The 12,572-nt window shown below is 63.5% G+C and carries 12 protein-coding genes and 1 pseudogene; 6 read left to right on the forward strand and 7 right to left on the reverse strand.

The features are described from left to right. Nucleotides 1–15 precede the first annotated feature (15 nt). The 4 genes and pseudogenes from APH27_RS07040 to APH27_RS07055 all read right to left on the reverse strand — a co-directional run bounded on the left by APH27_RS07040 (nt 16) and on the right by APH27_RS07055 (nt 3,495). Nucleotides 16–1,656, reverse strand: a complete 1,641-nt coding sequence (locus tag APH27_RS07040) for an intermembrane transport protein PqiB (protein WP_060484406.1) — start codon at nt 1,654–1,656, stop codon at nt 16–18. Then, nucleotides 1,640–2,284, reverse strand: coding sequence for a paraquat-inducible protein A (locus tag APH27_RS07045; protein ID WP_060484407.1), 645 nt, complete (start codon nt 2,282–2,284; stop codon nt 1,640–1,642). Before APH27_RS07045 ends, APH27_RS07040 begins: the two co-directional genes overlap by 17 nt. Next, nucleotides 2,281–2,878, reverse strand: a pseudogene (locus tag APH27_RS07050) (paraquat-inducible protein A). Before APH27_RS07050 ends, APH27_RS07045 begins: the two are co-directional and overlap by 4 nt. Nucleotides 2,879–3,174: 296 nt before the next feature. Next, on the reverse strand, nt 3,175–3,495 hold the full coding sequence (locus tag APH27_RS07055; protein ID WP_027918891.1) for a hypothetical protein: 321 nt from the start codon (nt 3,493–3,495) through the stop codon (nt 3,175–3,177). Between the two features lie 268 nt (nt 3,496–3,763). On the opposite strand from APH27_RS07055, the gene APH27_RS07060 reads away from it, so the two are divergent. Together APH27_RS07060 and APH27_RS07065 are read left to right on the forward strand one after the other, a co-directional pair. Beyond that, nucleotides 3,764–4,426 (forward strand): TetR/AcrR family transcriptional regulator, encoded by a 663-nt coding sequence (locus APH27_RS07060; RefSeq protein ID WP_060484408.1) that lies wholly within the window; start codon nt 3,764–3,766, stop codon nt 4,424–4,426. A gap of 45 nt (nt 4,427–4,471) precedes the next feature. Next, nucleotides 4,472–5,989, forward strand: a complete 1,518-nt coding sequence (locus APH27_RS07065) for an MDR family MFS transporter (RefSeq protein WP_060484409.1) — start codon at nt 4,472–4,474, stop codon at nt 5,987–5,989. Between the two features lie 127 nt (nt 5,990–6,116). Here APH27_RS07065 and ttdB read toward each other — a convergent pair whose 3' ends face one another. From ttdB to APH27_RS07080, 3 genes are read right to left on the reverse strand one after another with little or no spacing between them, the layout of a single operon-like run. Further along, entirely contained in the window at nt 6,117–6,737 is a 621-nt protein-coding gene (ttdB, locus tag APH27_RS07070) for a L(+)-tartrate dehydratase subunit beta (protein WP_060484410.1), read from the reverse strand. Next, nucleotides 6,734–7,642, reverse strand: coding sequence for a L(+)-tartrate dehydratase subunit alpha (gene ttdA / locus APH27_RS07075; RefSeq protein WP_027918887.1), 909 nt, complete (start codon nt 7,640–7,642; stop codon nt 6,734–6,736). The genes ttdB and ttdA overlap by 4 nt, the downstream gene beginning before the upstream one ends. Nucleotides 7,643–7,644: 2 nt before the next feature. Continuing rightward, nucleotides 7,645–9,006, reverse strand: a complete 1,362-nt coding sequence (locus APH27_RS07080; protein WP_156335862.1) for a dicarboxylate/amino acid:cation symporter — start codon at nt 9,004–9,006, stop codon at nt 7,645–7,647. Nucleotides 9,007–9,317: 311 nt separating this feature from the next. On the opposite strand from APH27_RS07080, the gene APH27_RS07085 reads away from it, so the two are divergent. From APH27_RS07085 to APH27_RS07100, 4 genes are all read left to right on the forward strand, one after another. Beyond that, nucleotides 9,318–9,794 carry a YMGG-like glycine zipper-containing protein gene (locus APH27_RS07085; RefSeq protein WP_027918885.1) on the forward strand — a complete coding sequence of 159 codons (477 nt, stop codon included), beginning with the start codon at nt 9,318–9,320 and terminating at the stop codon, nt 9,792–9,794. Between the two features lie 243 nt (nt 9,795–10,037). Beyond that, nucleotides 10,038–11,003, forward strand: coding sequence for an aliphatic sulfonate ABC transporter substrate-binding protein (locus APH27_RS07090; protein WP_027918884.1), 966 nt, complete (start codon nt 10,038–10,040; stop codon nt 11,001–11,003). After that, nucleotides 11,000–11,806 (forward strand): ABC transporter permease, encoded by an 807-nt coding sequence (locus tag APH27_RS07095; RefSeq protein ID WP_060484411.1) that lies wholly within the window; start codon nt 11,000–11,002, stop codon nt 11,804–11,806. Before APH27_RS07090 ends, APH27_RS07095 begins: the two co-directional genes overlap by 4 nt. Nucleotides 11,807–11,810: 4 nt before the next feature. Continuing rightward, entirely contained in the window at nt 11,811–12,548 is a 738-nt protein-coding gene (locus tag APH27_RS07100; RefSeq protein ID WP_050437216.1) for an ABC transporter ATP-binding protein, read from the forward strand. Nucleotides 12,549–12,572 lie beyond the last annotated feature (24 nt).

Below are 12,572 nucleotides of genomic sequence, written 5' to 3' on the forward strand. Positions count from 1 at the left end.
TTTGGCCTTTCACTTTCAAGGTCTCAAGTCTTTCGCCCCGGCCGCTTTCGGCCGGCCTTGGATCAGCGACTCAGGGTGGCGCCCCAGGTAGTCTGTCAGGTCGCGCAACGAGCGCGACATGCGCTCCAGCTCGTCCAGTGTTTCACCCAGCCGTTCACGCTCTGGCGAATCGTCGGCGATGGTCGCATTGGCCGTCTTCAAGGTCTTCTGCAGGTCGTCGAGGGTAGCTTTCACCCCAGGCAATGTCTGGCTGTTGATCTGCTTGAGGTTGGCACGCAGGTCACGCAGGGTGCCATCGAGGTTGCTGGCAATGCTTTCCAGCGGCAACTTGCTGATGCGCTCGACAAAATGCTGCAGCTGTTCCTGCAGCATCTCCAGGCTACCGGGCACGGTAGGAATGACGATCGGCTCTGCAGCCCTATCGAACACGACCTTGGGCGCTTCCGGGTGGAAGTCCAGGGAGATGAACATCTGCCCGGTGATCAGGTTGCCACTGCGCGCCTGAGCCCGCAGGCCATGCTCGACGAAGGTGCCGATCAACTCCCGTGCACCGTTCAGGTCGCCTTCTGTGTGCTTGAACACCGCCAGCATCTTGCGGTGCACCGGGCCAAGGCGCTGCGGGTAGATCACCGCATCCACCACCACCGGGAAGATCTGCTTCACCGGGTCGTAATCCAGGTAGACCGAGGTGACCTTGCCGAACTCCACCCCCTTGAACTCCACCGGGGCCCCCACCGACAGGCCACGCATGGACTGGTCGAAGCGCAGTTGCAGGTACTGCCCCTGGCCGTGGGGCGGAGCCAGCGCGCTTTCCCGGTCGGCGAACAGCTGGAACTGCGCCTGGTCATCGGCTGCCAGGGCGTCCGGGGCAAAATCGGGGGAGCCAAAAGCCAGCCCGCCGACCAGGATGGACGACAGCGACTCGGTATCGACCTTCAAGCCATTGGCGCCAATCTGCATGTCGACACCGCTGGCGTTCCAGAACCGGGTATCACGGGTGACAAAGGCGTCGTAGGGCGACTGCACGAAAATGCCAATGTCCACGCCCTTGCCATTGTCCTGCAAGGCATAGGACACCACTTCACCCACCGGGATCTTGCGGTAGTAGATTGATGCGCCGATATCCAGCGAGCCAAGGTCGCTGGCGTTCAGCACGAATCGCTTGCCCTTTTCGCCATAGGTGATCGCCGGCGGCAGCTCCAGGCCGGTGAAGTTCTTTTCGGCGCTTTTCGATTCACCTGCATCGGCGCCAATGAAGCTGCCAGAGAGCAAGGTATCAACGCCAGACACCCCGCCCGCCCCGATGCGCGGGCGCACCACCCAGAAGCGCGCCCCTTGGGTAGCGAACGAGCGTGCATCATTGGCCAGCTGCACTTTGACGATGACGCTGTCGTGGTCCTCGGCAAGGTCCACGGTGGTCACTTCGCCAATCACCACGCTCCGGTACTTGACCTGGGTCTTGTGTGCCACCAGCCCTTCGCCAGAACGAAAGGAAATCGAAATCACCGGCCCCTGCTGCATCCAGTTGCGTACCACCAGCGAGGCCCCCACCAGAATCGCCAGGATCGGCACGATCCACACCAATGAAACATTCCAGCGCCGGGTGCGTACCTCCGCCTGCCCGGCTCCTTTTCGCGCGTCACTCGCTTGCGCCATCAGTGCGGCCTCCATCGTTGCCAGGGTGATCCCAGATCAAGCGTGGGTCGAAGCTCATTGCCGAAAACATGGTCAGCACCACGACCAGGCCGAAAAACAGAATGCCCGCGCGCGGCTCGATGGTGCCAAGGCCGCGCAACTGCACCAACGCGGCCACCAGCGCCACGACGATCACATCGAGCATCGACCAGTAACCGACCAGCTCGACGCCGCGATACAGTTGCGAGCGCTGCCGGCATGCCCAGCTTGACCGACGCTGGGCGGTGAACAGCAGCAAGCACAGGGAAAAGAACTTGATCGCCGGCACGCCCATGCTGGCGATGAAGATGATCAAGGCGATGTCCCAGGCACCGGCCTCCCAGAACTCCACCACACCGCCACCGATGGTGCTGTCGCTGCCACTGCCGAGCATTTCGGTGTGCATCACCGGCAGCAGGTTGGCCGGTATGTAGAACACCAGCGCGGCGACCAGAAACGCCCAGCCTCGGGCGATGGCGTTGGTCTTGCGCCGGTGCAGGGGCGCGCCGCAACGCTCGCACACATGCACATGGCGGCCCACTTCGCAGGCATGGCCACAGCCGTGGCACAGGCACAGGCCCAGCTCGTCGGCCAGCGCCGGCGTACTCATACCTGCTCCCACAGGTCGCGGATATCGCGCCCGGCAATGTAGATGATCAGCATGCTCAGTGCCGCCAGGGCGACCAGGCCGATGCCGGGGATCACCTCAAGCAGCCCCGCCAGTTTGATCACCGCCACCAATGCGCCCAGCAGGCCGACTTCCAGCATGCTCCAGGGCCGCAGGCCTTCCAGGCAGCGCATGCTGGTGGCAAACCCCGGCGCCCGGCGCCCCGCCACGGCAAAGCTGAGGACCCAGCAGAGCAAGGCAATCTGCAGCACCGGGGCAACGATGATGGCCAGGGCCATGACCAGGGCAATGAAGGTAATGCTGCCACTGCTCAGGATCAGTACCGAATCCCATAACGTCGCGGAGTTGCTCAAACCCTGCATGCCAATGGTCATGACCGGGTAAGCATTGGCAAAAATCAGCAATACCGCGCCCGTGACACTCAGTGCCAGGCGTTGCTGGATGGTCAGGCTTTTATGGCGGTACAACACCCCCGCCACACCGAACGCATCGTGCCTGTTGATGTTTGTGCACCGGCCGACGCTGATACACCGCGTCGCAATACTCACAGATGATCAGTACCTGGCTCTGGCTCATGGTCTCCCCCCAACGGGCTGCGTCACTCCATGGCGTTACTCAAAGCCAATACTCAATGCGCTCGATTCATGAAGAGTTGGCATCAGCGCCTGTCAGTAAAGTCGAGAAACGGCTAATGCGCTCGTCGTTGCGGGGCTGGGCAGGAAAGATTCGAATGGTCAGATTGAAATGTCGGGCAGATAGGCAAAGGGGCGGTTATCACCGCAGGCTCTACATGCCACCGCTGGCACAGGCGTTCGGGAATGGGCAGGTTGCCGCTGCCCATTGCGGGCAGCGGCAGGGTCAATACGTTGTACTTAACGGCACATGCGCGTGATCGCACGTTCGGCCGCGGCCTGGAACACCCGACGCAGCGCTTCCAGATGCTCCTGCGAGAGTGCCTTGGCGCAGGTCAGCCCCTGCAAGAAGCCGATGCCCCAGCCTTTGGTCTCAGCCAGTTCCTGACGGTTCTCGGCGTCGGCGATGTCACCCAGGTGCAGGGCTGCAGGGTGTTCGTAACGGTCTTCCAGCGCCAGCTTGCGCAGCTCCTCCAGGGCCACCTTGAATTCGGCAGCGGCAACATCGTCCAGGCCCAGGTGCTCGTACTGCAGCAGGCTCAGACGGTCGGTGGCGGTCATCTTCGAATCTCCGTTTCACAGTAAAGGAAGCAGGTGCAAGGAAATCACCAGTCAGCCGCGACGCATCCAAATGCCAGCGAAGGTGATGTGGGTTACCGCGTTGTATACCACAACCAAGGCCTCTCCCCCTAGTGGCGTGCGCCATCCGGTGCAACGCAGCGACACCTTCCGTCGCCGGGCGGCGGTACGCCTTAAATTTAAATTGAATTTAATTTAATTTAAAACTGAATCAGGCTGCCTGTCATCGCACCGATTCGAGCGCCCCATCATGGCCACCACACAGCGCGAACCGCGCAAGGATGGCGAAGCCACCCGCACCCGCATCCTCCAGGCCGCTGGCGAACTGTTCGCCGCCGTGGGCTATGCCGAGGCCAGCAACAAGGCCGTCGCTGCCAAGGCCGAGGTCGACCTGGCCTCGATCAACTACCACTTCGGCAGCCGTAATGGCCTGTACCTGGCCGTGCTCGACGAAGCACGGCGGCGCTTTCTGGACATCAGCGACCTGCAGCGGATCATCCTCGGCGAGCAACCGGCGGCGGAAAAATTGAGGGCGCTGGTCGAACTGGTCGTGCGCAAGGCCACGCAGCGTCGCGACAACTGGCACCTGCGCGTGCTGGCCGCAGAAATCCTCGCGCCCAGCCCGCACGGCCAGGCGCACATGCAGGCCGAAGCACCGTTGAAGCTGTCGCTGCTCAAGGCCCTGTTCAGCGAGATCACCGCCATCCCGCGGGACGACCCGGCACTGACCCGCTGCATCCTCTGTGTCACCGCACCCTGGGCGATGCTGTTGATCGGCCCGCGCGGGTCCACCGGGACCCTGCACGAAATCCTCGGCATGCCGGCCGAAGACGTGTCTGCCCAGCTGTTCAGCTTTGCCCTCGCCGGCCTGCAGGAAGCCGGCCGCCAGCACGCCCAAGGCATAGGCCGCTGACCGCACATGGACGCTCAATCGCACTCACAGGCTCAAGGCAACCGTATGCAACCGACTTGCGCTGACGCGCCCTCCTCCGTACAGACCGAACCGGGTACCCAGGCCTCCATCCCGCTGCTGCTCGGCGCGTTGATGCTGGTGATGTTCCTCGCGGCACTGGACCAGACCATCGTCTCCACCGCACTGCCGACCATCGTCAGCGACCTCGGCGGGCTGCGCTGGCTGTCCTGGGTAGTCACCGCCTACCTGCTGGCCTCGACCGTGGTCGTGCCGCTGTACGGCAAGTTCGGCGACCTTTACGGGCGCAAGCGCGTCCTGCAGATTGCCATCGCGTTGTTCCTGCTCGGCTCGGCGCTGTGCGGGCTGGCCCAGGACATGACCCAGCTGATCCTGTTCCGCACGCTGCAGGGCCTGGGCGGTGGCGGCCTGATGGTGGTCGCCATGGCGGCCATCGGCGACGTCATACCGCCTGCCGAACGCGGCCGCTACCAGGGCCTGTTCGGTGGCGTGTTCGGCCTGGCCACTGTGGTTGGCCCGCTGATCGGCGGGTTTCTGGTCGAGCACCTGTCATGGCACTGGATCTTCTTCATCAACCTGCCGCTGGGCCTGCTGGCAGTCGTGGTGATCGGCAGTGTGTTCCGCCCGCACGTGGCCCCGGTCAAGCATGTGGTCGACTACATCGGCGCGTTCTTCCTGACCATCACCCTGGGGGCGCTGGTGCTGATCACCAGCCTGGGCGGCAGCCTGCTGCCTTGGGCTTCGCTGGATATCCTGTGCCTGGCACTGTTCGCCGTCATCGGCCTGGTCGGCTTCGTGTTCGAGCAACGCCGCGCGGCCGAGCCGATCATGCCGCTGCACCTGTTTCGTCACCGTACCTTCGTGCTCGCCGGGTTGATCGGGCTGATCGTTGGCGTGTCGCTGTTCGGCTCGGTGACATTCCTGCCACTGTACATGCAGGTGGTGAAGGGCGCGTCGCCCACCAGCGCCGGCCTGCAGATGCTGCCGCTGATGGGGGGATTGCTGGTGGTGTCGGCGATTACCGGGCGGCTGATCAGCCGCTGGGGGCGCTACCGGATATTCCCGATTGTCGGCACGCTGCTGCAGGTGGTCGCCCTGGGGCTGCTCAGCCGCCTGGAACTGGATACACCGATGTGGCGCATGAATTTGTACATGGGGCTGCTTGGCGCAGGCCTGGGCATGGTGATGCAGGTGCTGATCCTGGCCGTGCAGAACAGCGTCGAGCGGCGGCACCTGGGTGTGGCGACTTCCGGGGCCACGCTGTTCCGTTCGATTGGCGGCTCGGTGGGGGTGTCGGTGTTCGGGGCGTTGTTTTCCCATGCGCTGCTCGCTGGCCTGCCGAGTGATTTCGCGGCCAGCAGCGGCGGCGCGGCGAGCCTGTCGCCTACGGCGGTGCATGCCTTGGCACCCGCGCAACAACAGGCGTATCTGCAGGCATTTTCCGGCGCCATGCATGGGGTGTTTCTGGTGGCGGCGGTGATTACCTGCGTGGCTTTTGCCTTGTCTTGGTTGTTGCGGGAAGTGCCGTTGCGAACGGCCCATTGAGCCCTGTATTGCCTGTACTGGCCCATTCGCGGGTAAACCCGCTCCCACAGGCCCATGCAGCCTTGAGGACTGTGATTATTCGTGTGGGCGCGGGTTTACCCGCGAATGGGCCGGTACAGGTAAAACATTACTTGATGAAGCGCACCTGGCTGTTGATCTTCTCGATCACCGCCCCCTTGCGCTCGTTGAAGCGGGCTTTGTTCTGCTCGAACAGGTTGTTGCCCTTGGTGTCGATGGAGATGATCAGTGGCCCGAACTCACGCACGCGGTTGACCCACAAGGTCTCCGGCATGCCCAGGTCCTGCCATTCGGCGCGCTCGATTTCCTCGACCTGGGTGGCCGCCAGTACCGCGCAGCCGCCAGGGAACACCGCATGCACCGCTTTGTTCTCCAGGCAGCCGGTGGTGGTCTCCGGCCCCATGCCGCCCTTGCCGACGATCAGTTTCACACCGGTCTGCTCGATGAACTGCTTCTCGAACTTTTCCATGCGCATGCTGGTGGTCGGGCCGATGGAGACCATTTCGAAGCTGCCATCATCTTTCTTCCTGACGATGGGGCCGGCATGGAAGATCGCGCCTCCACGCAGATCCACCGGCAGCTCGCGCCCCAGCTCGATGAGCCGGCGGTGGGCCACATCACGGCAGGTCACCAGCTGGCCGCTGAGGTAGACGACATCGCCGACGTTGAGGCTGGCCAGGTCTTCGTCGCTGATGGGGGTGCTGATGATCTTTTTTACAGGGCTGTTCACAGGGTCACACCTTCGTGGGAGAGGATGTCGTAAGAGAGGTCGGCATTGATGCGGATCTTGCCGCGCCGGTGCGCCCAGCAGCCGGTCGACACGGCGACACCGATGGTCGACGGGTGGCGCGCCGAGGACTCGATGTTCACCCCCATCACGCTGCTGTTGCCGGTCAGGCCCTGGGGGCCGATGCCGATCTCATTGAGGCCGTCTTCCAGCAGTTTCTCCATCATCGCCGCGCTTGCGTTGGGGTGGCTGGAATCCACCTCCCGCAGGATGGCCTTTTTCGACAGGCGTGCAGCAGTCTCCACCGAGGTCGATACCCCCACACCCACCAGCAACGGCGGGCAGGCGTTGACCCCGCGCGAGGTGATCACATCGAAGACGAACTCGGTCACCCCTTCGTAACCCTGCCCGGGCATCAGCACCTTGGCCGACCCCGGCAAGGTGCAGCCGCCACCGGCCATGTACACATCGACGATGGCGTAGTCGGCATCGGGGATGATTTCCCAGTCCAGCCACGGGATCTTCGAGCCGGTGTTGGTGCCGGTGTTCTTCTCGATGAAGGTTTCCACCGCATTGTGGCGCAATGGCCCGTGGACAGTGGCTTCCTTGGTGGCGTTTTCGAGGATGCCTTCCATCTCGCCCAGCAACGGGAAGCGCGCGCCAGCTGAAATGAAGTACTGGATCACCCCGGTGTCCTGGCAACTGGGGCGGTTCAGTTTGTCGGCATAGTCCTGATTGTCGGCCATCGAATCGTAGACGGCGATGGCCAGCGGGTTGGTCTCCGCCGCGCGCAGTTTGGCGGTCTTTGCCTTGACGTCCTTGGGCAGGCGCTTGCCGATGTAGGCGGTGAACTTGGCCAAGGTGTCGGTCAGCGATGAGACGGCATTGTCTTTTTCTACGGTATCCACGGTTATCTCCTCAGTGCATCACAAGGCTTTTCTTGTCTGTATGCGGGGTGGCTGGCTGGCTCTGCGGCTGGGCTGGCGCTGGCTGGCGCTTCGGGCTGGGTAACGGCCTGGCCGTCGAGCACCTGGTTCATCCGTACGCTGTCCAGGGCGCCGACCCACTTGGCGATGGCCATGGTGCCGACGGCATTGCCAATGGTGTTGGTGATGGCGCGGGCTTCGGACATGAAGCGATCGACGCCGAGCAGCAGGACCATGCCGGCCACCGGGATGTTGTCCATGGTCGCCAGGGTCGCGGCCAGGGTGATGAAGCCCGAGCCGGTCACGCCTGCGGACCCTTTGGAGGTGAGCAGCAGCACGCCGAGCACGATCAGCTGGTCCATCAGGGTCAACGGTGTATTGGTGGCCTGGGCGATGAAGATCGCCGCCATGGTGTAGTAGATGCACTGGCCATCGGGGTTGAAGGTCAGCCCCGACGGGATTACCAGGCCGACTACCGGCTTGGACACGCCAACCTTCTCAAGCTTGTTCATCAGTTGCGGAACCACCGACTCGGAGGAGCTGGTGCCAAGCACGGTGAACAGCTCTTCGCGCAGGTACTTGAGGAACTTCCAAAGGCTGAAGCCCGACATCCGCGCGATGCTGCCCAGGACCAGGACCACGAACAGGAAGCAGGTCAGGTACATGGTCGCCATCAGCTTGCCCAGCGACACGATCGAACCCAGGCCGTACTTGCCGACCGTGAATGCCATGGCGCCACAAGCCGCCAGCGGCGCAACCCGCATCACCAGGCCGACGATGTAGAACATGCCGTGGGAAAACGCTTCGAGCACATCGACCATCGGCTTGCCGCGTTCGCCGAGGTTGGCCAGGGCAATGCCCAGCAAGGTCGAGAACAACAGGATCTGCAGGATTTCGTTCCTGACGAAGGCTTCGGCCACGCTGCCGGGGATCACATGCAGGAGGAAGTCGGTGAAACCACCCGAACCACTGGCGGCCGCCGCGGTGTAGGTGGAAATGGCCTGGGTATCGAGGGTGGCAGGGTCTACATTCATGCCCTGCCCCGGCTGCACCAGGTTGACCACCACCAGGCCGAGCACCAGGGCGAAGGTCGACAGCACCTCGAAGTAGATCAGCGCCCGGGCGCCGACCCGGCCCAGTTCTTTCATGTTTTCCATCTTGGCGATGCCCAGCACCACCGTGGCGAAGATGATCGGTGCGAAGACCATCTTGATCAGCTTGATGAAGGCGTCACCCAGCGGCTTCATGTCGGTGCCGACTTCAGGCCAGAACACCCCCAGCACGATGCCCAGGGACACGCCTATTAACACTTGTACGTACAGCTTGCCTAACAGTCGCTTGGCCATTGCCGTCTCCGAATTATTGTTGTGAGTCGGATGAATGTGGCGGCTGGGCCAGCTGATGCGTACAGGCAGAACGCGCTTTGGCCCAGATTGCGTGTGGTTATCACGTGGGCTAACGGTAAAGGCTTTTCCAAATTGCAGTAATACAATGAAATTCAACTCATTGTTTACCTTAAGTTACCAATAACCCTTTGTTCGCCGGGCGAAATTCTTCACAGGAAACTGTCCGACCCCATGAAGTGCACGCGCGCAGCGGACGCGGCTGCAGGCAGCTATCCTGTGAGATGCAATCCCCCTTCCAGTGGAGGTGTGCGATGCGTGCGTTCACATGGAGTTACCTGCTGATGCTGCTGTGTGCGGCGTCGGCAGCCCAGGCCCAGTCGGTGGTGCCACTCAAGGGCCAGAGCAGTCAGCAGATGCAGTTGGACATCAACGACTGCAACACCGTGGCCACCAACGCCGCGAACAGCGCCGGCAACAGTACTTCTGGCAGCCATGTCGGCGGCAGGGTCAAGGGCGCGGCGGCCGGTGCCGCAGCGGGTGCGGTAGGCGCCCAGGTGCGGGGTAATCAGCATGACGCGGTGTACGACCGCGCCAGCGACAATGCCAAGCAGGAATACCGGCAGAACCGCGCAGGCCAGGGGGCCGCTGCCGGTGCTGCGGTAGGTGCCTCGCGGCAACGCCAGGAGCGCCGCGAAGACCGGCGCAACCAGGGCCAGGCGCAAAGCTCGGCGCATGCCAGTGCCTATAGCGGTTGCCTGCAGGGGCGTGGATACCAGGTCAACCCTTGAGTGGCCTGCCACTGTCTGCGCAGCAACAGCCGATCAGCAGAAAGTGCCTGCACGCACAGCCCGGCGGCCAGGCACATGACCTGTGGGAGCAGGTTTACCCGCGAATGTGGCAGCGAATTTACAGACGCATTCGCGGGCAAACCCGCTCCCACAGGGTTTGCACCGCTTCGCCGGGCAAGTAGCTGGCCAAATGGCATGTCCCCTGCAATCGAATGAACACACTTCATTCGACTGGATCCTGCAATGCGCCTGCTGCCCCTGAAAACCCTCACCGCCGCCTTGGCCGCCCTCCTCCTCAACCCCGCCGCTCACGCTGAGACCGCGCCAAAGGAAGTGCGCCTGGACTACGCCTATTACTCGCCGGTGAGCCTGGTGCTCAAGCACTTCGGCTGGCTGGAACAAGCCCTGCCCGACTCCAAGGTCAGCTGGGTGTTCAGCCAGGGCAGCAACCGCTCGCTCGAATACCTCAACAGCGGCGGTGCCGACTTCGGCTCCTCTGCCAGCCTCTCCGCGGTGCTGGCCCGCGCCAACGGCAGCCCGATCAAGTCGGTGTATGTGTACAGCCGTGCCGAATGGACCGCGCTGGTGGTGGCCAAGGGCTCGCCGCTGAACAGCATCGCCGACCTCAAGGGCAAGAAGATTGCCGCCACCAAGGGCACCGACCCCTATCTGTTCACCTTGCGCGCCCTGGAAAAAGCCGGCCTGAACAAGGACGACGTCGAACTGCTGCACCTGCAGCATCCAGACGGCCGTACCGCCCTGGAAAAAGGCGATGTCGACGCCTGGGCAGGCCTCGACCCTCACATGGCCGCCAGCGAGCTGCAAGCGGGTTCGCGCCTGCTGTACCGCAACAAGGACTTCAACAGCTACGGCGTGATCAGCGTCACCGAGGGCTTTGCCAAGCAGCACCCGCAGACCATCGCCACAGTCATCAAGGCTTATGAAAAGGCCCGCCACTGGGCGATCGCGCACCCGGATGAATTCGCCCAGCTGCTGGCTGACGCGTCCAAGCTGCCGCTTGATGTGGCCAAGCGGCAGCTGTCGCGCACAGACCTCTCCGCTCCACAGCTGACGGCCGAGGATGCGACCGCCTCCAAGGCCGCAGCACCGATCCTGGTTTCCGAAGAGCTGGTCAAGCGGGGGGCGAACGTCGACCAGGTGATTGACCACCTGATCGATCCGACCTTCGGCAAGGCCAACATCGAATGACCACCAACACCCTGCCCGTGCCTGCACCGCGGCAATGGCCACGCCGACTGAAGGGCCTGGCATTGCCGCTGGCACTGATCGCTCTGCTGGAGGCAGTGGTGCGCCTGGGCTGGATCGCGTCTTACCAGATGCCAGCCCCCAGCGAGGTTGCCCTGACCCTGCTGCAACTGGCAGACGGTGCGTTATGGAAGCACATTGGCGCCAGCCTGGGTCGGGTGCTGGCCGGGTTCGCCATCGGTTCCTTGCTCGGCCTGCTGTTCGCCGCCTGGGTCGGGCTCAGCCGTGAAGCCGAAGCCTGGCTCGAGCCGACCTTCGCCAGCCTGCGCGCGATTCCCAGCCTGGCCTGGGTACCGCTGTTGCTGCTGTGGCTGGGCATCGGCGAAACCTCCAAGGTCACGCTGATCGCCATCGGTGCGTTCTTCCCGGTGTACCTCAACGGCGTGGCGGCAATCCGCAACATCGACCGCAAGCTGGTCGAGGTTGCCCGCATGTACGGCTTCGGCCCGCTGCGCCTGGCCCGGCGGGTGCTGCTGCCTGCCGCAATCCCGGGGGTTTTCACCGGGTTGCGCAGCGCACTGAGCCTGAGCTGGATGTTCCTCGTTGCTGCCGAGCTGATCGCCGCCACCCGCGGCCTGGGCTACCTGCTCAGCGATGGCCGGGAAACCTCGCGGCCAGACCTGGTGCTGGCGGCGATTATCGTCCTGGCCTTGCTCGGCAAACTCAGCGATGGGCTGCTGGCCGGGCTGGAAAAGCGCTGGCTGGCCTGGCGCGACACGTTCGATGGCACCGACACAAAGGCTTGAACCGATGAATCAACCCTTACGCACGCAACCCATTGCGCCTCTGCTCGACCTGCAGGTCGAAGCCAAGTCCTTCGGCAGCACCCCTGTACTGGGGCAAATCGACTTGCAGCTGCAACCCGGCGAGATCGTCAGCCTGCTGGGCCCCAGCGGCTGCGGCAAGAGCACCTTGCTGCGGCTGGTGGCACAGCTCGACCCACACTTCAGCGGCCTCCTGCACCGGCGCCCCGAGCACGTTGGCTTGGTGTTCCAGGAGCCCAGGCTGATGCCTTGGCTGAGCGTGGCCGACAATATCGGCTTCAGTGAAGACAACCGCTACGACCGCGTCAGGGTGGCTGCGCTGATCGAAGAAGTCGGGCTCACAGGCTTCGCCGATGCCTTGCCCAAGGCATTGTCCGGCGGCATGGCCCAGCGTGTGGCCATCGCCCGCGGCCTGTATGGCCAGCCACACTTGTTGCTGCTCGACGAGCCGTTCAGTGCAGTGGATGCATTTACCCGTTTCAAGCTGCAGGACTTGCTGCTGCAGCTGGCCCGCCGGCACGGGATTGCCTTGCTGGTGGTGACCCATGATGTGGACGAGGCGCTGTACCTGAGTGATCGAGTGCTGGTGATCGGCAACCGACCCGGGACGGTCCGCCGGGAACTGCGGGTCGGGCTGGGGTATCCGCGGGAGCGGACGGACGAGCGCCTGGCGCGGCTGCGCGGGGAGGCGCTGGAGGCGTTGCACAACGCCCGGGTAATCTGATCGTTGGGGCCGCGCTGCAGCCCC

Origin of the sequence: Pseudomonas sp. NBRC 111123 (genome assembly GCF_001320205.1) — a bacterium.
Taxonomy (GTDB): domain Bacteria; phylum Pseudomonadota; class Gammaproteobacteria; order Pseudomonadales; family Pseudomonadaceae; genus Aquipseudomonas; species Aquipseudomonas putida_J.